The sequence below is a fragment of the Acidovorax sp. GW458-11-26-14-TSB4 genome (assembly GCF_059423865.1).
Map to the genome: position 1 here is coordinate 58,157 of NZ_JBWKYR010000005.1, position 21,438 is coordinate 79,594.

At 64.4% G+C, this 21,438-nt stretch carries 18 protein-coding genes; 7 read left to right on the forward strand and 11 right to left on the reverse strand.

Annotated features, from left to right (window positions below):
• The first annotated feature begins 29 nt into the window (after positions 1 to 29).
• From AC07X5_RS12775 to AC07X5_RS12800, 6 genes are all read left to right on the forward strand, one after another.
• The gene (locus tag AC07X5_RS12775; RefSeq protein ID WP_494770469.1) at positions 30 to 2,147 is read left to right on the forward strand and encodes a TonB-dependent receptor family protein; all 2,118 of its coding nucleotides are present in this window, start codon (positions 30 to 32) and stop codon (positions 2,145 to 2,147) included.
• A gap of 224 nt (positions 2,148 to 2,371) precedes the next feature.
• Positions 2,372 to 3,163: a DUF3348 family protein gene (locus AC07X5_RS12780; protein WP_494770470.1), complete on the forward strand. Its 792-nt coding sequence runs from the start codon at positions 2,372 to 2,374 to the stop codon at positions 3,161 to 3,163.
• Complete coding sequence (locus AC07X5_RS12785) at positions 3,160 to 6,093, forward strand: DUF802 domain-containing protein (RefSeq protein WP_494770471.1); 2,934 nt, start codon at positions 3,160 to 3,162, stop codon at positions 6,091 to 6,093. Before AC07X5_RS12780 ends, AC07X5_RS12785 begins: the two co-directional genes overlap by 4 nt.
• Positions 6,090 to 6,749 (forward strand): OmpA family protein, encoded by a 660-nt coding sequence (locus AC07X5_RS12790; RefSeq protein ID WP_494770472.1) that lies wholly within the window; start codon positions 6,090 to 6,092, stop codon positions 6,747 to 6,749. The genes AC07X5_RS12785 and AC07X5_RS12790 overlap by 4 nt, the downstream gene beginning before the upstream one ends.
• Entirely contained in the window at positions 6,746 to 7,375 is a 630-nt protein-coding gene (locus tag AC07X5_RS12795) for a DUF2894 domain-containing protein (protein ID WP_494770473.1), read from the forward strand. The genes AC07X5_RS12790 and AC07X5_RS12795 overlap by 4 nt, the downstream gene beginning before the upstream one ends.
• A 27-nt stretch (positions 7,376 to 7,402) precedes the next feature.
• Positions 7,403 to 7,861 (forward strand): DUF2127 domain-containing protein, encoded by a 459-nt coding sequence (locus tag AC07X5_RS12800; protein ID WP_494770474.1) that lies wholly within the window; start codon positions 7,403 to 7,405, stop codon positions 7,859 to 7,861.
• Between the two features lie 91 nt (positions 7,862 to 7,952).
• Here the strand turns inward: AC07X5_RS12800 and AC07X5_RS12805 are convergent, their stop codons facing one another.
• Positions 7,953 to 8,642 (reverse strand): hypothetical protein, encoded by a 690-nt coding sequence (locus tag AC07X5_RS12805; protein WP_494770475.1) that lies wholly within the window; start codon positions 8,640 to 8,642, stop codon positions 7,953 to 7,955.
• A gap of 1,210 nt (positions 8,643 to 9,852) precedes the next feature.
• Between AC07X5_RS12805 and AC07X5_RS12810 the strand changes: the two genes are divergently transcribed.
• Complete coding sequence (locus tag AC07X5_RS12810) at positions 9,853 to 12,558, forward strand: restriction endonuclease (protein WP_494770476.1); 2,706 nt, start codon at positions 9,853 to 9,855, stop codon at positions 12,556 to 12,558.
• 80 nt (positions 12,559 to 12,638) lie between these two features.
• Here the strand turns inward: AC07X5_RS12810 and AC07X5_RS12815 are convergent, their stop codons facing one another.
• From AC07X5_RS12815 to AC07X5_RS12860, 10 genes are all read right to left on the reverse strand, one after another.
• Positions 12,639 to 15,536 carry a DUF927 domain-containing protein gene (locus AC07X5_RS12815; RefSeq protein ID WP_494770477.1) on the reverse strand — a complete coding sequence of 966 codons (2,898 nt, stop codon included), beginning with the start codon at positions 15,534 to 15,536 and terminating at the stop codon, positions 12,639 to 12,641.
• Positions 15,533 to 15,916, reverse strand: a complete 384-nt coding sequence (locus tag AC07X5_RS12820) for a hypothetical protein (RefSeq protein WP_494770478.1) — start codon at positions 15,914 to 15,916, stop codon at positions 15,533 to 15,535. Before AC07X5_RS12820 ends, AC07X5_RS12815 begins: the two co-directional genes overlap by 4 nt.
• Positions 15,913 to 16,152, reverse strand: a complete 240-nt coding sequence (locus AC07X5_RS12825; RefSeq protein ID WP_494770479.1) for a helix-turn-helix transcriptional regulator — start codon at positions 16,150 to 16,152, stop codon at positions 15,913 to 15,915. The genes AC07X5_RS12820 and AC07X5_RS12825 overlap by 4 nt, the downstream gene beginning before the upstream one ends.
• 198 nt (positions 16,153 to 16,350) lie before the next feature.
• Positions 16,351 to 16,629 carry a hypothetical protein gene (locus tag AC07X5_RS12830; protein ID WP_494770480.1) on the reverse strand — a complete coding sequence of 93 codons (279 nt, stop codon included), beginning with the start codon at positions 16,627 to 16,629 and terminating at the stop codon, positions 16,351 to 16,353.
• Positions 16,610 to 16,939: a hypothetical protein gene (locus AC07X5_RS12835; protein ID WP_494770481.1), complete on the reverse strand. Its 330-nt coding sequence runs from the start codon at positions 16,937 to 16,939 to the stop codon at positions 16,610 to 16,612. The genes AC07X5_RS12830 and AC07X5_RS12835 overlap by 20 nt, the downstream gene beginning before the upstream one ends.
• A gap of 530 nt (positions 16,940 to 17,469) precedes the next feature.
• Entirely contained in the window at positions 17,470 to 17,706 is a 237-nt protein-coding gene (locus AC07X5_RS12840) for a hypothetical protein (protein WP_494770482.1), read from the reverse strand.
• A gap of 302 nt (positions 17,707 to 18,008) precedes the next feature.
• Positions 18,009 to 18,290 carry a hypothetical protein gene (locus AC07X5_RS12845; RefSeq protein WP_494770483.1) on the reverse strand — a complete coding sequence of 94 codons (282 nt, stop codon included), beginning with the start codon at positions 18,288 to 18,290 and terminating at the stop codon, positions 18,009 to 18,011.
• A 63-nt stretch (positions 18,291 to 18,353) separates the two neighbouring features.
• The gene (locus AC07X5_RS12850; protein WP_494770484.1) at positions 18,354 to 19,319 is read right to left on the reverse strand and encodes a hypothetical protein; all 966 of its coding nucleotides are present in this window, start codon (positions 19,317 to 19,319) and stop codon (positions 18,354 to 18,356) included.
• A complete protein-coding gene (locus AC07X5_RS12855; RefSeq protein WP_494770485.1) occupies positions 19,319 to 19,537 on the reverse strand; it encodes a helix-turn-helix domain-containing protein in 219 nt (72 codons plus the stop codon). The genes AC07X5_RS12850 and AC07X5_RS12855 overlap by 1 nt, the downstream gene beginning before the upstream one ends.
• A gap of 621 nt (positions 19,538 to 20,158) precedes the next feature.
• Positions 20,159 to 21,403, reverse strand: coding sequence for a tyrosine-type recombinase/integrase (locus AC07X5_RS12860; RefSeq protein WP_494770486.1), 1,245 nt, complete (start codon positions 21,401 to 21,403; stop codon positions 20,159 to 20,161).
• Between the last annotated feature and the right edge of the window lie 35 nt (positions 21,404 to 21,438).

A 21,438-nucleotide genomic window follows, 5' to 3' on the forward strand; every position in this document is an offset into this window, starting at 1 on the left:
GCTGGCGCGCCACTCCCACCATGCCGCCCATGCACCCTGCACTTGCCACCCACCGTCCACGCACCAGCCACCGGGCCCGGGCGCTGTCCGCGGCCTTCTCGGCGCTGGCGGGCCTGGCGCCGCCCGCCATGGCACAGGCCAGCGAGGGCGGCACCCTGGCGCCCGTCGAGGTGCAGGGCAACGCCCAGGCCCAGCGCCGCTTCGACAGTGCGGCCAGCCACACCAGCGTGCAGGTCGATGGCTTCACGGCGGCCACACCGCTGGTCCACCTGTCCGAACTGCTGGCCGGCCAGGCCGGCGTGGTGGCGCTGGACCGGCAGAACTACGCCCAGGACCTGCAGATCGCCGTGCGCGGCTTCGGCGCGCGCTCCACCTTCGGCGTGCGCGGCGTGCGCATCCTGGTGGACGGCATCCCCGCCACCATGCCCGACGGCCAGGGCCAGGCCGCCACGGCGCAGCTGCAGTCGGCCGCCCAGGTGGACGTGCTGCGCGGCCCGCTGGCACAGCTCTACGGCAATGCCGCGGGCGGCGTGCTGCAGGTGAACACCCGAGAACCGCGCGCGGGCGGCGGGGCCCAGGCTTCGGTGGCGGCAGGCTCCTTCGGCCAGCGGCTGGCCGATGCCTCGTTCGACTTCGGCAACCGCACGCTCTCGGGCCTGGTCGACGTGTCGCGCTTCGAGACCGATGGCTGGCGCGAGCACAGCGCGGCCCGGCGCACCCACTTGAACGGCAAGCTGGTGGCACGCCCCGATGCGGACACGAAGATCACCGCCCTGCTCAACCTCTACGACCAGCCCGATGCACAGGACCCGCTGGGCCTGACGCGCGCGCAGTTCAACGCCAACCCGCGCCAGGCACCCGAGGTGGCGGCCAGCTTCGGCACGCGCAAGTCGGTGGCGCAGAACCAGTGGGGCCTGGTGCTGGAACGGCAACTGGGCCCGGCCGACAGCGTGCGCGCCCGCGCCTATGGCGGCCGGCGCACGCTCACCCAGTACCTGTCGTTCAGCGGCGCGGCCGAGAACAGCGCGGGCGGCGTGGTGGACCTCGACCGCGATTACCACGGCCTGGGCCTGGCATGGACGCACAGCGCCAGGATGCCTTCGGGCCTGCCGCTCACCTGGACCCTGGGCCTGGACGCCGACCGCCTTTCCGAACAGCGCCAGGGCTTCGTCAACCAGAACGGCGAGAGCGGCGCGCTGCGCCGCAACGAGCGCGACCGCGCCGGCAACACCGACCTGTTTGCCCAGGTGGACGCCTGGCTCGCACCCACCTGGCGCGCTGTGGCAGGCCTGCGCGCCAGCCGGGTGGACATGCGCGTGAGCGACCACTTCATCACCCCTGCCAACCCCGACGACAGCGGCGCGCGCCGCTGGCGCCAGACCAGCCCGGTGCTCGGCCTGGTGTGGAGCGCGAGCGACCAGCTCAACCTGTATGCCAACCTGGGCCGCGGCTTCGAGACGCCTACGCTGGCCGAGATGGCCTACAGCCGGGACAACACCGGCCCCAACTTCGGCCTCGCGGCCTCGCGCAGCCGGCAGATGGAGATCGGCGCCAAGTGGCAAGGCGCCGTGCACCAGGTGCAGGCCGCCTGGTTCGATGCGCGCAGCCGCAGCGAGATCGTGCCCGCCGCCACGGTGAACGGCCGCACCGTGTTCCAGAACGCTGACAACGTGCGCCGCCGCGGGCTGGAACTGGCATGGAGCGCGCAGGCCGGCGCCTGGAAGCCGCGCGCCGCCTACACGTACCTCGACGCCTTCTTTGGCGATGCCTACACCGGTGCCGCCGGCGCCCGGGTGGGCGCGGGCAACCGCCTGCCCGGTACGGCGCGGCACCTGGCACAGCTGGCGCTGGACTATGCGCCCAGCGCCCACTGGCAACTGGGCGCCACGCTCGATGTGTCCGGCAAGGTGTTTGCCAACGACGTGAACACCGAAGCCGCCCCCGGCTTTGCCGTGCTGGGCCTGCGCGCCGGTTACACCTTCGGCCATGCCGCCGCCAGCCCGCGCTGGCAGGCCTGGGCCCGGCTCGACAACCTGCTCGGCCGGCAGTACGCGGGTTCGCTCATCGTGAACGATGGCAACGGCCGATTCTTCGAGCCGGCGGCCGGGCGGCGCATCATGGTGGGGCTGCGCGCGCAATTCCCGTAGCGGCAACTCGCGCCTTCTGGCGGCTTTGGTTGTCTTCTTCCGATTTTTACCCCCTTCTTAGCCCTTTTTCAGCATCCACCCGCGGATGCACCGGGTGTAACACCTGCAACGCCCGGGTGCCGGAGCCCGGGCAGCATGCCGACATGGGCGAAAATACGCGGTTTTGCCCACGGGGACCCGTTTCCCGGATGCCTGCCGCCCCGCAAGGGTTGCAGGCGAAGTGAATGGCTACCCCCGGGATGTATCTGCACCAACGACTCGATAGTTCACGCCTCGTCGTCCTGCTCGCGCAATGGACGCGGGCAGAGCGTGCCCCGGCACGCCCGGACGTGGCGGAACAGCTGGGCCAGTGGCTGAGCGTGGTGGATGCGGTCGAGCTCAACGGCTCGCTGCGTTCGATCGAGGCCCACACCGTCGCGCCGTCTGCGGGCGACGAAGAGGCCATCGATGCGCAGGCCCTGGAGGACCTGCTGCAAAAGACCAAGGCCGATTTGACCCGCCTGGCAACCGCCCCTGCCCGCCCCGCCCGGCCGCTGCGCGAACGCGCCGACAACACCCCCGTCGAGCAGCCCGATCCGCAGGCCCAGGCCGACTTCGCAGCCCACGGGCCGCGCTATGCGGAGCAGCAAAGGCAGCTCGATGCCCGATTGGGTGCCCTGCGCGCCCAGGTGCGCGCGGCCCTGCTCAAGGGCCCCGCGCCGCTGCGGCAGCTGGCGGCGCTGGACGGGGTGATGGAGCAGATGCTGGGCGCGCGCGAGCAGCGCCTGTGGGCGTCGCTGCCCGGCCACCTGGAGCGGCGCTTCGTGCAGTTGCGCAAGGCGCACCAGGCCCGGGTGCAGGCCTCGGGCCACGCCGACGAGCCGCTGCGCTGGCGCCAGGCCGGCGGCTGGCTGGCCGGCTTCGAGCAGGACCTGCAGGCCCTGCTGCTGGCGGAGATGCAGGTGCGGCTGCAACCCATCATGGGGCTGCTGGAGGCAGCCCGCAACGAGAACAAGAGAACAGGGTTTCAGGAATGAACAAGAGTGTGATGGCCGGCGTGTTTGCAGCCGGCCTGGCGGTCGCCGGCTGGGTGGCCTGGGGTTTCGTGGGCACGAGCCCGCTGGCGCTGGCCATGACGGCCGTGATCGCGCTGGTCTACCTGCTGGGCGCCTATGAGTTGGTGCAGTTCCGCTCGGCCACCCGCTCCCTGGCGGATGCGCTGGCCGACACGCCGGCCGAGCCCCAGGCGGATCTGGCCCCCTGGCTGGAGCGCCTGCCCGCGCCCCTGCGCCACCCCGTGCGCCAGCGCATCGAGGGCGAGCGCGTGGCCCTGCCCGGCCCGGCCCTGGCACCCTACCTGGTGGGCCTGCTGGTCATGCTGGGCATGCTGGGCACTTTCCTCGGGATGGTGGTGACGTTCCGGGGCGCGGTGTTCGCGCTGGAAGCCTCGTCCAACCTCGAAGCCATCCGCGCGGCGCTGGCCGCCCCCATCAAGGGCCTGGGCCTGTCGTTCGGCACCTCGGTCGCGGGCGTGGCCACCTCCGCCGCACTGGGCCTGATGTCGGCCCTGGGCCGGCGCGAACGCCTGCAGGTGCTGCGCCAGCTCGATGCCCGCGTGGCCACGGCCTTCCGCAGCTTCTCGCCCGCCCACAAGCGCGACGCCATGTTCGACGCGCTGCAGGCCCAGGCCCAGGCCATGCCGCTGATCGCCGAGCGCCTGCAGGCCCTGATGGAAGGATTGGAGCGCCGCCACGGCCAGCTCAACGAGCAGTTGGCCGACCAGCAGCAGGGCTTTCACCGCGAAGCCGCTACCGCCTACACCGCACTGGCCAGCACCGTGGGCGCATCGCTGCAGGACAGCCTGGCCAGCAGCGCCCGCCAGGCCGGCGAATCCATCCGCCCCGTGGTCGAGCAGGCCATGGCCACGCTGGCCCAGGAGGCCGAACGCTCGCACCAGCGCCTGCGCGAGGCCACCGATGCCCAGATGCAGGCCCTGTCCGCCCAGTGGGCGGGCACGGCGCATCAGGTGGCTGCTACCTGGGCCGACGCGCTGCAAGGCCACACCCAGGCCCAGGACCGCCTGGTGGCACAGCTCGATGGCGCCCTGCAGACGGTGACCCAGGGCTTCGAGCAGCGCACCGGCGCCCTGCTGGACGCGCTCAAGGAGACGGTGGACCAGTCGCACGCGGCCCAGGCGGCTGCCGACCAGCAGCGCCTGGAAGGCTGGAACCGGTCCATGGAAAACACCGCCAGCGCGCTCACGGCCGAATGGCAGCGCGCGGGCACCCAGGCCGCTGCCCAGCAGCACGAGACAGGCCAGGCCCTGGCCGGTGCGGCCCGCCAGCTGGAGCAATCCCTGCAGGCGGCCAGCCAGGCCTTCGACCAACGCGCCAGCGGCCTGGTCGCTGCGCTGCAGGACACAGTCACCCAATCGCACGCCGCCCAGGTGGCCGCTGACCAGCAGCGCGTCGAGAGCTGGAGCCGCTCCATGGAAGGCATGGCCGGCACCCTGTCGGCCGAGTGGCAGCGCGCAAGCGCCCAGACCACCGAGCAGCAGCGCGCCGTGGGCCAGGCCCTGGAAGGCGCGGCAGCGCAACTCGACAGCGCGCTGCAGGCCGCCACCCGGTCCTTCGGGCAGCGCGCCGACGCACTGCTGGCCTCATTGCAGGACACCGTGGCGCAGTCGCACGCAGCCCAGGCCGCCGCCGACCAGCAGCGTGTGGAAGGCTGGAACCGCTCCATGGAAGGCATGGCCGGCACCCTGTCCGCCGAGTGGCAGCGCGCAAGCGCCCAGACCGCCGAGCAGCAGCGCGCCGTGGGCCAGGCGCTGGAGAGCGCCGCAGCGCAACTCGATAGCGCGCTGCAGGCCGCCACCCAGTCCTTCGAGCAGCGTGCCAATGCCCTGCTGGCCTCGCTGCAGGACACCGTGGCGCAGTCGCACACCGCCCAGGTGCAGGCCGACCAGCAGCGCCTGGACACCTGGAGCCGATCGATGGAAGGCATGGCCGGCGCCGTCACGGCCGAACTGCAACGCGCAGGCGCGCAGGCCGTCGAACAACAGCAGGGCCTGTACCGCGCGCTGGAAGGCACGGCAGCGCAACTCAGTGAGCGCATGTCCGGCCAGGTGGAGCAGACCCTGGGCAGCACCGCCCGCCTGATGGAGCAGTCCGATGCGCTGCTGCGCACGCGCGTGGAGGCCGAGGCACGCTGGGAACAGGCCCAGGGCGAGCGCATGGACAACCTCACCGGCGTGTGGCGCACCGAACTGGCGGCCCTGCGCGACGCCGAGGCCGCCCGCGGCCAGGCCGCGGTGGACCGGCTCGACACCCTGCAGGCGGCGGTGGCCCAGCACCTGGCCACGCTGGGCGCAGCGCTCGAAGCGCCGCTCACGCGCCTGCTGCAGACCGCATCCGACGTACCGCAGGCCGCGGCCGAAGTCATCACCCAGCTGCGCCAGGAGATGACGCGCCTGGGCGAGCGCGACAATCTCGCGCTGGAAGAGCGCACGGCCATGATGGAGCAGCTCTCCACCCTGCTGCATTCGGTCAATGATGCGACTGCACAGCAGCGCGCGTCCATCGAATCGCTGGTGGGCTCGGCCGCCCAGGTGCTGGAGCAGGCCGGCCAGCAGTTTGCCGACGCACTGGGCACCCAGGCCGGCAAGATCGACGAAGTGGCCACGCATGTGGCCGCGAGCGCGGTGGAGCTGGCCAGCCTGGGCGAATCCTTCAGCCATGGCGTGGGCCTGTTCACCGCCAGCAACGACAAGCTGGTGCAGGGCCTGCAAAGCATCGAGGGCGCCATCGGCCAGTTGCTGGGCCGCAGCGATGAGCAACTGGCCTACTACGTGGCCCAGGCGCGCGAGGTGATCGACCTGAGCATCTCCTCGCAGCAGGGCATCGTCGAAGACCTGCGCCGCCTGCACAGCCAGGCCGCCACAGCGGCCTCGCAAGGGATGGCCGCGTGAGCACCTTCGAAGATACGCTGGACGACGCCACCGAGCAGACCGCCCCCGTCTGGGCCGTGTTCGGCGACCTGATGGCGGGCCTGCTGGGTGCCTTCGTGCTCATCCTGGTGGGCGTGCTGGTGGTGCAGATCGACCTGGTGAACAGCCTCCAGCAGGAAGTGGAAAAGCGCCAGCAGGCCGAGCAGCGCCGCATGGCCCTGGAGAAGGCCCTGGCTGGCCCGCTGGCCAGCGGCCGTGTGACCATGAACGACGGCCGCATCGGCATCAGCGGCAGCGTGCTGTTCGCCACCGGCTCGGCCGAGCTGCGCCCCGAAGGCCGCCAGTTGCTGACCACCCTGGTGCAGCCGCTGCTGGTGTACCTGCGCGAGCGCGACGAGATGCTGATGGTGAGCGGCTTCACCGACAACATCCCGCTGCGCAGCGGCGGCAGCCAGCGCTTTGCCGACAACCTGGAGCTTTCGGCCCAGCGCGCGCTGACCGTCGCGCGCGCCCTGGCCGAAGAAGGCATGCCCTCGTCCCAGGTGTTTGCCGCCGCCTTTGGCGCCGAGCAGCCCGTGGCCGACAACACCGACGAAAAAGGCCGCGCCCAGAACCGCCGCGTGGAGATGGCCCCGGTAGCCCGCCCCGCCCAGCCCAAGCCGGCCGCCACGCCATGAGCGGCACCGACGACGACCAGAGCACCGCCCCTCCCGACGCCACGCTGGAATCGCTGCAGGCCGAGGGCGCCGAGCGTCATGACCCTGCGCGCTTCGCCTACCTGCAGGCGCTGGCGCGGCGCATGCAGGCGCAGCCACCCGCCGTACAGCAACTGCTGCAAGGCCGGCTGGACGCCGCCGTGGCCGCCTATGCAGCAGCCCGGGTGGGCCCTGTGGCGACCAAGGAGCCCGTCGCAGCACCCGGCCGCACTGCGGATTCCCCCCTGGCCCAGCTGAACCGCGAACTCGCCGCCCGCGCCCAGGCCGATGCCGACCAGGTGCGCACCAGCGAAAGCGCCAGCCTGTCGGAGATGAAAAGCGTGCGCCAGTTCAGCGAGGTCTGGTCCAGGATCTCGGCAGAGCAGCAGGTCACGCAGGCCATGCGCAAGGCGCCCGAGCATGCCGGGCCGCTGAACTCGCACAAGCTCATGCTGCGCTCGCTGGCGCTCATGCGCGGGCTCTCGCCCGACTACCTGCGGCGCTTTCTGTCGCAGATGGATTCGCTGCTCTGGCTGGAAGAGACCAATGCCCAATTGGCGCGCCCGGCGCCGAGGGTGCCGCGCACCCAGCGCACCGCGCGCCGGTAGGCAGCACTTGCGGCTACCATGCCGGGCATGGCCCCACCACCCCACCGGAAGGCGCTGCGTGCCATCGCCGCCTTCGAAGCCTTCAAGGGGGTCGCCGCACTGGCGGCCAGCCTGGGCTTTCTCAGCCTGCTGCACCACGACCTGCACCACATCGTGGCCTCGCTGATCGGGCACGTCGGCCTTTCGCCCGGCGACCGCTACCCGGCCATGGTCCTCTCGGACATCGACCAGTTGGCGCGCACCGACCTCAAACCCCTGCTGCTCGCCGCAGCGGCCTATGTGCTGGTGCGCTTTGCCGAGGCCTATGGTCTGTGGAAGGACCGCTGGTGGGGTGAGTGGCTGGGCACGCTGTCTGGCGGGCTGTACATCCCGTTCGAGCTCTGGCACTTCTTCCACCACCCCAGCCTGGTTTCGGCTGTCGTGGCCTTGGCCAACATGGCGGTGGTGGGCTTTTTAGGGCAGCAGCTTTGGCGGCGCAAGCGATGAAACAACACAATGCGCCGGCCTGGCGCCCAACTGCGGGCGGCAAGCCAGCGCCCACAGTCCCACGGGCTTCACGCCAGCCCGGCCACAAGCATCAGCCCAATCCGGCTTTGGCAAGCAGGCGGTCCATGTCATCGCCCACGCCATAGCCGAATGCATGGCTGGTGTGGCGCACGGCATCCAGCCTCGCCAGCAGGGCCTGCCTATTTTCCAGGGGCAGCGCCTGAACGGCGTCCAGCGCCTGATTGAACATCAGCACCAGGGCATCAAAATATCCCTCGTCCTGCAGGCCGAACTCATTGCTGAATCCCGCACTGCGTTCGCAATAGAAAACCATGAGTTCCACCGCGCCCTCGGACAGCCCCACGGCCTTTTTGAAGTCCGAAATGGCTTTCTTGGCCTTGGACACCGAGAAATCCTGATTTCTGTGGAAGTCCGGCCAGAGCCAGCGGTCAATGGTGGCCTTGTAGGGCTTGAGCACATCGTCACCCAGGGCGTAGCGCGCATGCAAGAACGACTGGTTTTCCTTGCTGGCTGCATACATGTCCTGCAGCAGGCGGATCAGGTCGGCACGGTCCATCCCGGCCAACTGCGCCTTCACATCGCTCCAGCCGGGTCCATTCTTTTTTGCAGCCATTTGATCGCGTTTTGGTGACGCCTGTTCTATCGCAGTGCGTGGTGCATTGGGCTTCGCATGAAAGTCGTGCGGATTCGGTGTGAATCTCAGGACAAAACCAGACAACGAGGCACAAAGAAAAACGCCAGACAACAGGGGGTTACCCATTGTCTGGCGTTGTTGTGGATGGGCTGGCGTCAATTGAAAGTCCCTCTGCAACCCTCATGGAATATAGCTTTCCATTTTCCCGCATGGCAAATGTTCCCCCATTTGTTCCCCCGCTTTGGTTTTGCTACCCCCGCCACCGGCACCAATTGACCCACCCCCCTCCCCCAAAACCTGCGCGCGTAAAAATTTAGGGAACTGATCGGTTTCCGGGGCAAAGCCTCCAAACTTTGGACGCCCCCCTACCCCTCCACCATCCAGCCCAGGGCCAGGCCAGCCAAACCCCCGGGGGGTAGTTTTCACTCCCCATAAAAGGACACCTGAACAGTCGGTTTCCAGGCAGCAACACTCAGACTTTTGCCCCACCCCCTCCCACCCCGAGACAAGCCCCCCACCTTCCATTTTTCCCGGCGTTGCGAGCGAAGAGTACAGGCCGGTCTGCAGTGGCCATGCGTGCATGTTTTTGATAGCCCCTCCCTGGCCAGACTGCGCCCACCAAACAGGGAGTACCCCCCCTCGAAGATTTCCCGGCCGCGTACGCGTGATTGGGCAATCGGTTTCCGGCCTCAGGGCATGCAAACACCATGACCCCCATACCCCCCTGCCGGGCGCTCGGCCGTTCAGTTGGATGCACATTTTTGGGCATCGAGTGCAATCGTGTGCGCCCGCATCCTTCGCCCCCTTGTGTTTTTGCATGGGAACAGTGGGAACAGTGGGAACACCGCATAAACAGGGGCTTAGCGCGTTCCCACTCTGTTCCCACTGCCGGCGTGAGTGGGAACAAATTTCAGGGAAAAACGCGATTTCTGCACATTTCCGGGCGTGCAGGCCGGTCGTTGTTACAACTCAAACCCACTTTCGAGCGCGAGCGTAAAAAGCGCTGATGCACACTCTGGGGCATCTGAGTAATCGCGGCGCGAAGTGAACTCCTGCCCCGCCCCAACAGGCGGCCGGAAGCTGCGTACTTCGGTCGCTATTGGTCATCGCCTCCCGGGATGTTTTCCTTCCCATTGCTGCATCGAAGTGCACGCCGCCACGGCGAGCATAGTTCTACGGCATCCGTGGGTTCGCTTGCTGAAAAGGGAGGCTCATAACATGGCGTTTTACAGCGCACTTACCTCGCCTCTGCACGCGCCCGAACAGCCTGTCTGCAACCGGTCGATCTCGGGCAGTCATGCGCTCGGGTAAAGTTGGTGAATTCAAGGGGCTACTTATGTCGTTCGATCATCTAATAGAAGTCGCTGTTCCACCTGAGACCTCCACTACGGCGCGAGGCTCAGTGCTAGAACGATTTGCTGCACGATTCTTGAAGACGCAAAACTTTAAGGTCGTGGAGCAGGTAAGACTCACCGGGACTGAGGTTGACCTACTTGGAACAGATCACTCAACTGGTGAGAAGATCTTTGTCGAGTGCAAAGCGTACCGGTCAACGATCTCCAGTGAAGTTCTAACCAAGCTTTTAGGGAACGTAATGTTCCGCAAGTATTCATCAGGCTGGCTCTTGTCGACATTCGCCTTAGGCAAGGATGCGAAGGGTTTTCAGGAGGAGTGGAATCAGCGCCCACCTCAGGAACGTAGACAACTACAAATATATCCACCACAAGACTTGGTGCAGCGGCTCATCTCAGCCCATCTAGTAGTCGATCCTGCACAACTCCCAATAGATCTGAGCAAGCTCACTCCGGGAACTGAAGCTGTTCTACTGCTTACGCTTAGTGCAGAGTATTGGGCTATCCCGGTGATCGACAGCGGAACGGGGATTCGGACGGGTGCTCTACTGTTCAAAGCTGAAAATGGACAGCGGGTCACGGATGCAGCCACTTTTGACCTTCTTGCCAAAACTGACACAACATTCACCGTTCCTTGGCTTACGGAGAAGCTTGAGTCACAGGCAGTCGCCGAAAGCAGGCTTCGGGACGAACTTCAAAGCATAGTTCAGGTACCGGTGGCTGACCACTGGGCCGATTACAGACCCGCGCGGCCCGCAGATTTCATTGGTCGCGATAGTTTGCAGAGTGACATTTTCGATTTCTTGGAGGCGGTACGAAACAAGACAACGAGCACACGATTGATTGCGCTAAAGGGTCCGTCCGGGTGGGGCAAGAGTTCCACCGTACTCAAGATTGCAGCCCGGGCACGTAATGTTCGCCATCGAGGAAAATACTTTGTCTTTACTGTCGACTCTCGCGCAGCAACGACCGCGCGATTTCCTGAGCTGGCAGTCTCAACAGCTGTTCGGGCTGCAATGAGTGCTGGCTTCGGTACAAGCTTAGAGGCTCCAGAGCTTGGCGGAGCAGCGAGCATCTTCTCCACTCCGCCAATGCATGAGTTTTTTAGAGCATTGGAAGCTCAGGGCAGAGTGCTATGCGTGTTTTTTGACCAGTTCGAGGAGCTGCTTTACAAAGCTGAGCTGGCAGACGTTTTCAGCCAAATGCGAAGCATATGTGCCGCTGTCGAGGAGACGCAATCCAACTTGGTGATCGGCTTTTCGTGGAAGACTGACGGCGTAATCCCAGCGGAGCACAACGCGTATCACTTGTGGCACTCGCTCGCAGATCGCCGAAAGGAGCTGGCACTCATCCCTTTCTCCAAGAGAGAGGTTGAGACTGCGATCAACCGCTTTGCGAAAGAACTTGGTCAGCCCCTAATCCCTCAGTTGAGACGAGTTCTCCAGGATCACTCGCAGGGTTTTCCGTGGCTCTTGAAGAAACTTTGCGTTCACATTATGGAGCTGTCTCGCAGTGGTATCGAGCAGGCCGACATTCTCAACCAATCCATAAATATCGAGTCTCTTTTCAAGCGCGATCTGGATAATGTGGGGCCTTCAGATCATGCGTGCTTGAAAAAAATTGCGCAAGAGTCGCCTGCTGAGTTCTTCCGAATCACCCAAGACTTTGGCGAGGACGTTGTTGCGAGACTGATCGACAAGCGCCTTGTGATCCGGAGCGGCACGCGTCTTGCCGTCTACTGGGATATTTTTAGGGACTACATCCTCACTGAGAAAATTCCATACATCCCCGTTACCTACATCCCTCAAACCACATTCCCAAGATACGCAAAAGCATTGCGCTTCATAATTGGAAAACCGCAGCTCAGTTACGCGCTGCTAGCGAAGCACATGGGTTTGAGTATTGGAGCCACAGACAACCTGGTGCGCGACCTAGCGAATTTGGGTCACGTGGAGGCGAACAGAAAGGAAACGAAGATAGTGCCCGCGTTCAAGTCAGAACAGCAGGCGCTCGATCTAGCTCTTGCCTATTGGAATGCGCATGAGATTGTCAGGAGGCTAAGAGAGAAGGCGATGCATGGCACGTTGCCGGCTGATCGTTTCACTCAAATTTACGATGAGGCGAACAAGCGCGAAGAACTCGGAGCGAAGACCATTGCATCCTATGCTGTTCGTGTTCTAGGTTGGCTTCATGGCTTGGGGATAACGTCCCAAATCGGCAAGACACTCGTCGTAGCTGATTCTTCTCAGAAAGGGCTTTCGTCTCTCTCCGAGGTTCCTGACATTCGTCGGGCTTCCGATATTTTTCTCGGCCAGGCACCTCCACACAAAGTTGTGGCGGCCTTTGAACATCTATGTACTTCTAAGCGAAGCCGACTCGAAATGGAAAAGGAGCACGGGCGAAATACGTTCGCATGTCTCGTGAGCTTGGGGCTTGCGCGTCCAGACGGTACACCTCTGGCCGAAGCGACAACCTCTCAAGCCTCTCTTGTGGTCGCAACAAGGGCGGCGTCACGCCCTACTGTCCGTGCGGCGATTGAACTTGTCACTGCGAAAGAAAGTTTGTCTGGTTTAGATGTTGGGCAGCACCTAAAGGAAAAATTCGAAACTCACTGGTCTGAGGGTTCTCAAAGAAGGATTGGAAACGCTCTGAGGCAGTGGGCTGCATGGAGCCTGACTCTAACCAAGTGAGAGATTTGCGCAGAGGGCAGAGTTCGAGACGGTGGCTCTTGGTGCCTGTACAGTCTCGGCCTCTGATGCTGTGTCAACAGCTAAATGTCGATGGCGAAAAGCGCTGGGGAAATGCGGAAGCAGTTTGACAACCCCATCCCCGGCAAACGCTGCTTGCAATCGAATGCACGACCGGTACCAGGGATCAATGCCCCATGCTCCAGAAGGACACGGGCCACTGCCTGGTAGTCGAAGCCTTGGCACACCTCGGCACGGAACACCTCGGGCAGCACGAAGTATTCAACGCTGACCCCCTCGCCATCGGCAGGGGCCATGCGCTCGCCATACTCCCGCTGGTGCTCGGCATCGTTTTTGATCGGCTTGCCGTCCTTGTCAACCATGCGGCGAAATCCTGCCCGCTGCAGCGTCTTGGCGTTGTGGTCGTCGGATGCCCGGTGCCACCAGGTAAAGCGGCCTTCACCGTGCGATTCCAGAAAGCGGCGCACGGCCCGCAGCATGCTGACCACCTCGCCATTGCCGGCGCCGCCACGGGCGCGCAGCCAGGCTTGAAAGCACACGTGTGCAGCGCGCTCGCTCTCGCCCGCTGGCCACCCCGTGAGCTGCGCCTCTGTGGCCAGCTCGCCGGCCGCCCCCACCAGGGCAAACCGTGCGGCCACCCGGTCCACCTGGCCCGAGGCACCCTCGGGCACCCACTGCCGTGCCAGGGCCTGCACGCGCGCGCGCACACGCTTGCCCAGGCCATCCGCGTTGCTGCAGGCCCATTCAAGGAATGCGCGGCCTGGCGCACCATGGCAGGTCTGCGCCTCTCGCGTCAGATGGCTGGAGAACACGGCCCCGCCTGCGAAGTCGTGCAGGTTCTCGAACGTGCCGAAGCCGGCGCCGGCATCGGCCGGAATGTCGGCCATGCGCACCTCTTGGCCGGTGCGCGTGCGCTTCATGCCCTCGGCCATGTGGTCGGCTAGGCCCAACTCACCGGCACTGAGAAACAGCAGGCGCCAGGACAGGCGGGCACGTGGCGCGCCGTTGCGTGTGGCGCGTGCTTTGCTCTGTTCGTTGGCCAGCATATATGCACACTCCCCGGCCACCTTGCCCTCTACCTGCGCCAGCTCATCAAGGATCAGCAACGAATCGCAATGCTGCGCCGCGATGGCTTCAAGCGCGTTATCGGTCGTGCGCCAGCGCTGCATGTAGCTCGGGCCACCGTAAACGCTGGCGGCCAGACGCAGGGCCGTGGTCTTGCCGCTGGAGCTGTCGCCACGAATGTGAAAGCCGCCGCTCTCCATACCTGCAGGGCGCAGCAGCGGCCCGGCAAATGCGCTGGCCACGGCGAACACCAGGCGCGAATTGCCTATGCACAGCGCCCCGATGCGGTCGCGCCAAACCTCCGCATCGTGCTTCACACGAAAGGTGTTTTCCATCTGGTTTTCAGACTGGAACACGATGCGCTCGGCATCGTCGCCGATAGTTTCATGCGGCAGCACGAAGGCCCGGCCGTGCCAGCCGATACGGTCCGTACAGCTCGCAAACTCGCCGGGGTCGCGCGTTTGGATGTACTGGGTCAGAAGGTTGCGGGCGCTGGGCGATGGGGCGATGCGCAGGCCCATATTCAGCAGCGCGGCGCGGTATTCCCCACCATCACCAGACAGCATGCGGGCGGGCATAGCCCATTGCTTGGGCTTGCCCAGCGGGTCGGCAAAGGCGAGCAGGTAGCCCCACCCTGCCCCGTCTTGGTCTCGCGTCAGGGCCTGCACGTCCAGGCGGCTGCAAACCCACTGCGGCGGCTTTGGCTGGCCCTCGCGGTCCACGCCGGCATGCCATACGCCCGAATCATCCACGGTGAAGGGGTCGAAGGGGCGCCCCTCCCCCGCAGCCGCGCCGCTTGGCCCAGCAGGGCGGCCAGGCGGGCCAGGAGGGGGCGCATTGCCGCTTGGCCCACCCTGCCCCGCGTCAGCCGGTTCTGCGGGCTCTGTGCCCCTCGCATGAATGGCTGCATCAATGCAACCGCTCACAGCTTCCATGCCGCGCGCCTGGCCCATGTCGTTGAAGTCGCTGCCGCCCTCGGGCAGCCCCTCAGGGAAAACGGCCAAGCCCCCCACCGCCTGCGCTGCTGCCTGGGCCTTCACGCGGCCGGTGTTGGTGCCTGTGCGTGCCTCGGTGGCCTGATCATCGTCGCCACACAGCACCAGCAGAGCAGCAGGGTAAGACGCCTGCAGAGCCTTGGCCACGCTCGCCAGGTTGCCGGCATCGAAGGCGACAGCGACAGGCCGGCCCGTGGCCTGGTGCAGGCTGGCGGCCGTGGCGTAGCCCTCAGCAATCAACAGCACATCGGCGCCGGCCGGCTCACCGCACCAGTGCCACAGGCCAGACTTTCGCCCACCCTTGATGAACAGTTTGTCTGTGCCATAACGTGCGCGCTCAGGCGCAATGCGCTGCAGGTTCCACAGCTTGCCCGCCGCATCGCGCACCGGCACCAGCAGCCAGCCGTCTGCAGTGAAGCGCACGCCTACCGCCTGCACGCCCTTGCGTGCCAGGTAAGCGCTTGTGCCGCTGTCGCTGCTGGCATCCCACAAAGCCACCGCCTCGGCCGCCGCTGCGGCCTGCGCTGCCTGGCGCGTGGTCTGTTCTTCTTGGCGCTGTCTGGCCCGCTCTACCTCGCGCCTGGCCAGCTCGGCAGGGTCAGGCGCTGCCGGCGTTTCGGTGGCCTTGGGCAGGGTAAAGCCATGCACCTTGGCGATGTGCAACAGCGTGCTGATGGTGACGCCCCCGCCAGCTTTGATGCTGCGCCAGGTGCTGCGCGTGGCCCGCGCGTCGTGCGTGTCTGCAGTCGCGCTCCATGCCTCGAAAAGCTCCTGGCCGGTGTTATCTGGATACTCGCTTTTTATGGCCATGGCCACCCGCGCCCATTCGTCCCGCGCAAGGCTGGCCGGAATGTGCGCCAGGGCTGCGCGGATCAGGTCGGGGGTGATGGGTGTTGTCATGTACCGGGGTGGTTAAACCACTCTTCATTGCGCCAGGCGAGGGGCCGCAGGTAGGTCAGCTCTGCCGCCTGCAGGTAGCGGCAGTTGTCGCCGTGGGTGGAAGCCAGTTGCAAGGCAGCGCGTGCGGCATCCAGCCGACGCCACACCTCAGGGGCCACAGGTGCATACGTGTGCACAAGCTGCTCGGCCAGCGCATCGAGGCACGTTCCTGCCTGATGGTCTGCCTTGAGAAACGACATGCGCTCTTTCTCCACGACCCCGGCCAGTTGCTGCGGCAGCAGCTCGCCAAACCCCAGTGGCACGAAAAGGGTTTCGTGTTGAAAAGTGCGCCATGCCAGCAGATGGGCCGCATGCTCAACTCGTGTCATCGCGCGTTTCATGCTGGGTCATCCCCTGCGATGCGGGCCTGTACCCAAGCGAAGATTGCCGACTCAGGCCACGCGGCCATGCGGGCAGTGATACGCACACAGCGGGGAAACTTGCCCTCTTTCATCAGCTTGTAAATGGTGCTTTTCTTGCAGCCGGTCGCGGCCTCGACATCGGGCAGGCGCAACAGGCGATCACGGGGAACAACGGGTTTGGTGGAGTGCACAACTTGCATGGAAAAACCTTTCATGTCTGCCGGCGCATCCGTCGTGGTGCACACAAGGCATGAACGCAGTTTTCGCCATGCAACTCTGCAAAGTCGCGTTGCAAATGGGTTGCAGCTTTCCGCACTGGCTCGCTGAGAGCTGGACGCACTCACGGCCGGACTTATCGCTGCAACCCTCCTGCAACCCAATGCGCGGCCTGCGGCGCAATGCGAGGCCACTTTCTACCCCTGGCCGGGGTTCCTTAGGTCAATGATTTGCTCAAGGTGCTCATCGACGTAAGCCGGCGAATCAATCGCCCCCATCAGCGCTTCTGCCAGCCGCAGAAAGCGCCCAGCAATGCCCCGCACCGCATGGTGTGCGCCGTGCGCTTCCTCGATGTTGGGCACCAGGCCGGGCAGCAGCCTGGCCAGCGCGTCCAGCTCCCATGCAACTTCCAAGCAAACGCGCTGGCGCCTGTCGGAAAGCGTCACGCTCGGCCGCTCAATGTGATTTGCGAGCATGGGCAGTCTCCTGTTCTTTGAAGGCAAGCCAAGCCACAGAGCGGCGTTGCTGCGCCCGGTCTACATGACGGCATTTGACTGACTCGGCTTGGCGGCTTATGCAGCCTTGTATCTCGTCTGCCTTGCCCCAAATCGCTTTGAGGGCATGCACGATGTTGTCTAGATGACGGTAGCCGTCTGGGCTTTCAAAGCTCTTCAATGCGAGCTTTGCGATGGCGGCAATTTCAGAGAATCCGTCTTCCGACAATCCGTCCATTACCTCTACCGCTTCCGCCAACTTGAGGGCTTGCAGGTCGTCTGATGTGGCCATGGCTCAAGCCCTCCCACGATCAGCGAACACAGGCGGCATCGACCATTCCAGCGGCGAGTGCAGATCCACATACCCACCAGCTGGCGCAGCACATTGCGCGGCCATATCGGCCAGCCACCCGATGCGCTGCGCGAGGCATCGACTGGCAAAAGCGAGCGCGTCTTCATCCTCCAGTTCCCCACCCAAGGGCGCGTCCTGCTGCATCGTCCCTATGCGCTCCATGGCTCGCGCAGTGCGAGAAATCTCCGACAGAGCGCATGCGAGCTGGCCCCGGCTCCATTGCATTTGTGCCATGGCTTAAGCCCTCCTATTGATTGGCGCGCACGGGGCTACCTGGCCCACTTGCTCACCTTCAAACTGCTGCACCAGGCGGTGCGCTGTGGCCAGTGCAGCGAACGCATCGCAGTGCACGCCGAAGGCCTGGCCCGTGCTGCACTGCATGCCCTGCAGGGCACATTGCTGGCGTGCTGCCAGCCAGGCCGCAAACATTGCCATGGTGGCGGGAGCCGGGGTGTGAGGATGTGCCATGGTCAAGCACTCCCATCTGGGCTTGCGCACACATCTGCACTCGCCAGGCAGCGCAGCGCGGCCAGGGCCTGCACAGCCTTGCGTGATGCACCGGGCACATTGGCTTGAGGCATGCGTAGGTAATGCAGCGCCATGGCCAATGCGTTGTGCGCATCGGCATACAACTGGATGGGATCAGGGGTGCCCGAGGTGGGCGATTTGGGCGCAGCGCAGCGGCCGGCCGAAGTGGTGGCAGTCATGGTCTTGGCTCCTTCGGGAATCAAGGGAACCACCGTTTGCGTTTTCAAGCGCAGCGGGTGGACGGGATGTTGAAAACACGTCCGAAGCCGTGCGGGCGGCGTTGCCGTTCGCCCCATCCCGCCCGAAACCATGAGAGGCGGCGCAGGCGCACCGACCCAGAATTTAGGCGTGACAAAGCCCCGCTTTCAGGTGGGGGCTGCGACCTCTTCGGATGGGGTGTTTTCAAGCACCGGGCCTCTCGGCTTGCGCGCAGTGTAGCGTGCCTGGGGCGGATCAGCAAGGCACCAGGGAGAGGCTATGCCTACTTCCACGACTGCCACAACGCAACAGCTGATATGGCCAGGGCAAGCAGCGATATCCAAACCGCGCGCCCTGCCGCATCCGCTTGCCGCACAGCAGATCCCTGCGGAGTTCGCAAGAAGGCCTTATGGCGCAGCTTTGCTTCCCGCGTCACCCAACGTTTGACCTCAGCTTGTTCTTTCGGGTCAGCGAAGTCGCCCCGCTCAAGCATCTCAACGATGAAAGGTAGTCCCTTGCTGGTGTTGCTCAACGCCTGCAACCGCTTCTCAAGCTCTGGGCTCATGTCACATCCGGTAGTTTGAATGAAGCGCCATTGAACCAGAAAGACGCCCCACCAAAGCAGCGCCTATGCAACCTTGCGCCCGTCTCGCACTGCGGTAACGGGCTGCCCAGTGCCTGCCGCGTCCTTCGCCGCGCGCTTGCGGCCGCTACTAGTGACTGACAGCTTGAGCGGCTTGCGCAACGATTCTCGCCCCGCTAGTCCCACCTCTTTAGCCATTGCGTCAAGTGCGGCGGACTCCGTTATTCCCAATTCCTTGCGCTGGCCAAGCTCGGTGAGTGCTACCGGTATCTGATTGCCCAGCCCCCAGTCGCTTCCCTGATTTGCTTGGCGGTACGCTTTTAGGGCGTCCCAATCCGCCAGAGGAAAGGCGGATGCACGCGCTTCCTCCACTACAGTGCCCCAACTCCACAATTCATGCGCCACCGCGAAAGGCACAGCAAGACGCCCGAAAGAGCGCATGAACTTTGTGCATCGTTTCACCCAGTCTTCGAGGCTCAAAAAGTACTTCGTCCGATACAACTCTTCCCATTCGGCCGGCCCCACGGAAGATCGAGCTACCTGCTTCATCTGCTTGCAATACGCGATCCAGCCGATGCGATAAAAATCATCAGTGCGAAGCACATAGCCCGGCCAAGAGTCCTCCCATGTGTTGGCAATTTCGCGCACAGTTCCCGAAGAGCTGGTATCAGGATAAGAATACGAAAGCTCCCCCCACAGATCCTTCGTTTTGGGATTGAGCTTGTCGCCGATTGCCAGAGGTTGCGCGTAGTCATCCCCATTGATGACATACAGCACCATACGCCGATGCGGCGAGTCGGCTTCATCCAACTGAATCAGGTGGCTGAAAACGGCATATATGGCCTTCTTTCGCGGCCATTCCAGCTTGTGCCCCATCCAATGGAGAGCTTCGTCAAGGCGCAATAGGCGGCAATCGCCAGTCCCGCTAAAGCGCTGCAAACCATATGGACCTTGCGGCACCCAATCACTGCCATCAGGCGGCTTGATCGCACTGACCGAATCGATAGCCATCAATCTTCCCCGTTAGCCGGAGGCGGCACCAAGTAGGTAGCCTGCAGGCGTTTCAGCTCAAGCAGCAGGCCCAAGTGCTGGGGCACCCATGCGGGTATCTCCACGCCGTCATTACGCCAACGGCTAGGGGTGTTGCGGTGCAGACCCGTTGCACGGCAGAACTCACTTACCTTCCAGCCCAGTGCCGACAGCGCAGCGTCAAAGTCATCAATCGTCATGGAAATCCTTTCGTGGCGTTCATTGTGTCATTCCTCCCGATAGTGTGCAAAAATCACCGTATAGCGCACACTATTAAACATAACGCCCGTCGTATCTACTGTGCATTGTGGACAGCTTTTCGCACATTATCGGGAGAGTGAGCATTCATGCGGGTTCCCAGCGCATGGTGCACTTGCTCAATATTTCAGCACATTAATGGGAATAGTTATCCACAGACAGACGACGCGAGTGCAAACGTCTGCACGCGGCCCCGAGGGTGGTTCCAGGGGAAGGCCCTCACGCGCTCATTTCCACGAATGTGCGTGCCGGTGCGCCGATGACACGGCAGGGCCAAAGGGCCAAAAGCGAGGCCATGAAGGGATGGGAATAGGTAGAAAAGAGTGTTGTGTGAGTTATTTTTCTCACTATGTAAAAGTGTTCCCACTCTGTTCCCAGTCTGTTCCCACTTTGTTCCCACTCGCTACCGGCCGGTAATCCGCATGGTTGCTAGGTTCATGGTGTCTGTTCCCACTGTTCCCACGGTTTTCCCGGGAATGGTGGTGAAGGAAATTTGCACGACCATCGCGCGCCCATGAAAAAAGGGCCTCACGGCCCCTTGTGTCTGGTGCTGGTGCAGCCCGTCAGGCGGCACGCTGCGGCATTGGCAACACGTCTGCACCCTTGCGCAGTTTGTCCAGGTAGTCGGCCCACTGCTGCACCTGGTCAAAGCGCTTCGTGAGGTACTGGGTGCGGTTGTAGCTGCGGCCGTTGGAGTCCTTCACCGCGTGGGCCAGGTTCGCTTCAATGGCCAGCGGGTCGAGATCGAGCTGGTCCACCAGCATCGTGCGGGCGCTGGCCCGAAAGCCATGCCATGACTGTTCATCGCCGAAGCCCAGCGAGTACAGGGCACTGCGTACCGAGTTATCCGACATGGGCCGGCCGTGGTCGCGCTGGCCAGGGAACACGTATGCGCCGTGGCCTGTGAGGGGGTGCAGATCGCGCAGCAGCTCCACGGCCTGGGTGGGCATGGGCACCACGTGAGCAGCGCCCTGCTCTTTTTCCCTTTTGGTGCGCTTCATCTTCGCGCTTGGGATGGTCCACAGTGCGGCATCAAGGTCCAGCTCAGCCCACTCCATGGCCCGCAGGTTACCCGGGCGCTGGTACAGCAGCGGGGCCAGCAGCAGCGCCGTGCGCACGGTCGGCCCGCCCTTGTAGGCGTGCATGGCCCGCAGCAACTCGCCAAAGCGCTTCGGCTCCACCACGGCGGGGAAGTTCGTGCCGCGATAGGGCGTGAGGCGGCTTTTCAGGCCTTCGGTAATGTCGCGCTGGGTGTTGGCAGCGGTGGGGAGCCAGTAGCGCCATACCTGGCGGCACAGCATCAGGGCGCGGTCGGCGGTTTCTATCGCGCCACGCTCTTCCACCTTCTGCAGGGCGGCCAGCAGTTCCATGGGTTCAATGCTGGCCATCGAGCGCTCACCAATCCAGGGGAACAGATCCCGCTCAAGCTGGCGCTTGGTGCGCTCGGCATGGCCAGGGCTCCACTCGGGCACCTGCTTACCGTGCCACTCCAGGGCCACGGCCTTGAAGGTGTCGCCGTCCTGCCGGGCGCCCTTGAGCTTCTCCACCTTGCGGGCCTGCACCGGGTCAACGCCTGCCGCCTTCTGGCTCTTGGCGGCATCACGCGCCTTGCGGGCGGCCGTCAGGCCCACGGCCGGGTAACTGCCCAGTGCCATGCGCCCTTCCTTCCCATCCTTGCGGTACTTCCAGAACCACCGCTTTGAACCCGAGGGGCTGACCTCCAGGTACAGGCCTCCCGAGTCGGCCAGGCGCTCGCGTTTGGCGCCGGGGGAACAACTCGCGTTTTTGCAGTGCGCATCGGTCAGCATGGGGGAACAGCTCCAGGGGTGGGGGAACGGGCTCC

Bases quoted from the DNA above. Each gene is read 5' to 3' on its own strand.
- AC07X5_RS12775 (WP_494770469.1), top strand. From the start codon at position 30: ATGCACCCTGCACTTGCCACCCACCGTCCACGCACCAGCCACCGGGCC.
- AC07X5_RS12780 (WP_494770470.1), top strand. From the start codon at position 2,372: ATGGCTACCCCCGGGATGTATCTGCACCAACGACTCGATAGTTCACGC.
- AC07X5_RS12785 (WP_494770471.1), top strand. From the start codon at position 3,160: ATGAACAAGAGTGTGATGGCCGGCGTGTTTGCAGCCGGCCTGGCGGTC.
- AC07X5_RS12795 (WP_494770473.1), top strand. From the start codon at position 6,746: ATGAGCGGCACCGACGACGACCAGAGCACCGCCCCTCCCGACGCCACG.
- AC07X5_RS12800 (WP_494770474.1), top strand. From the start codon at position 7,403: ATGGCCCCACCACCCCACCGGAAGGCGCTGCGTGCCATCGCCGCCTTC.
- AC07X5_RS12805 (WP_494770475.1), bottom strand. From the start codon at position 8,642: ATGGGTAACCCCCTGTTGTCTGGCGTTTTTCTTTGTGCCTCGTTGTCT.
- AC07X5_RS12810 (WP_494770476.1), top strand. From the start codon at position 9,853: ATGTCGTTCGATCATCTAATAGAAGTCGCTGTTCCACCTGAGACCTCC.
- AC07X5_RS12815 (WP_494770477.1), bottom strand. From the start codon at position 15,536: ATGACAACACCCATCACCCCCGACCTGATCCGCGCAGCCCTGGCGCAC.
- AC07X5_RS12820 (WP_494770478.1), bottom strand. From the start codon at position 15,916: ATGAAACGCGCGATGACACGAGTTGAGCATGCGGCCCATCTGCTGGCA.
- AC07X5_RS12825 (WP_494770479.1), bottom strand. From the start codon at position 16,152: ATGAAAGGTTTTTCCATGCAAGTTGTGCACTCCACCAAACCCGTTGTT.
- AC07X5_RS12830 (WP_494770480.1), bottom strand. From the start codon at position 16,629: ATGCTCGCAAATCACATTGAGCGGCCGAGCGTGACGCTTTCCGACAGG.
- AC07X5_RS12835 (WP_494770481.1), bottom strand. From the start codon at position 16,939: ATGGCCACATCAGACGACCTGCAAGCCCTCAAGTTGGCGGAAGCGGTA.
- AC07X5_RS12840 (WP_494770482.1), bottom strand. From the start codon at position 17,706: ATGACTGCCACCACTTCGGCCGGCCGCTGCGCTGCGCCCAAATCGCCC.
- AC07X5_RS12845 (WP_494770483.1), bottom strand. From the start codon at position 18,290: ATGAGCCCAGAGCTTGAGAAGCGGTTGCAGGCGTTGAGCAACACCAGC.
- AC07X5_RS12850 (WP_494770484.1), bottom strand. From the start codon at position 19,319: ATGGCTATCGATTCGGTCAGTGCGATCAAGCCGCCTGATGGCAGTGAT.
- AC07X5_RS12855 (WP_494770485.1), bottom strand. From the start codon at position 19,537: ATGACGATTGATGACTTTGACGCTGCGCTGTCGGCACTGGGCTGGAAG.
- AC07X5_RS12860 (WP_494770486.1), bottom strand. From the start codon at position 21,403: ATGCTGACCGATGCGCACTGCAAAAACGCGAGTTGTTCCCCCGGCGCC.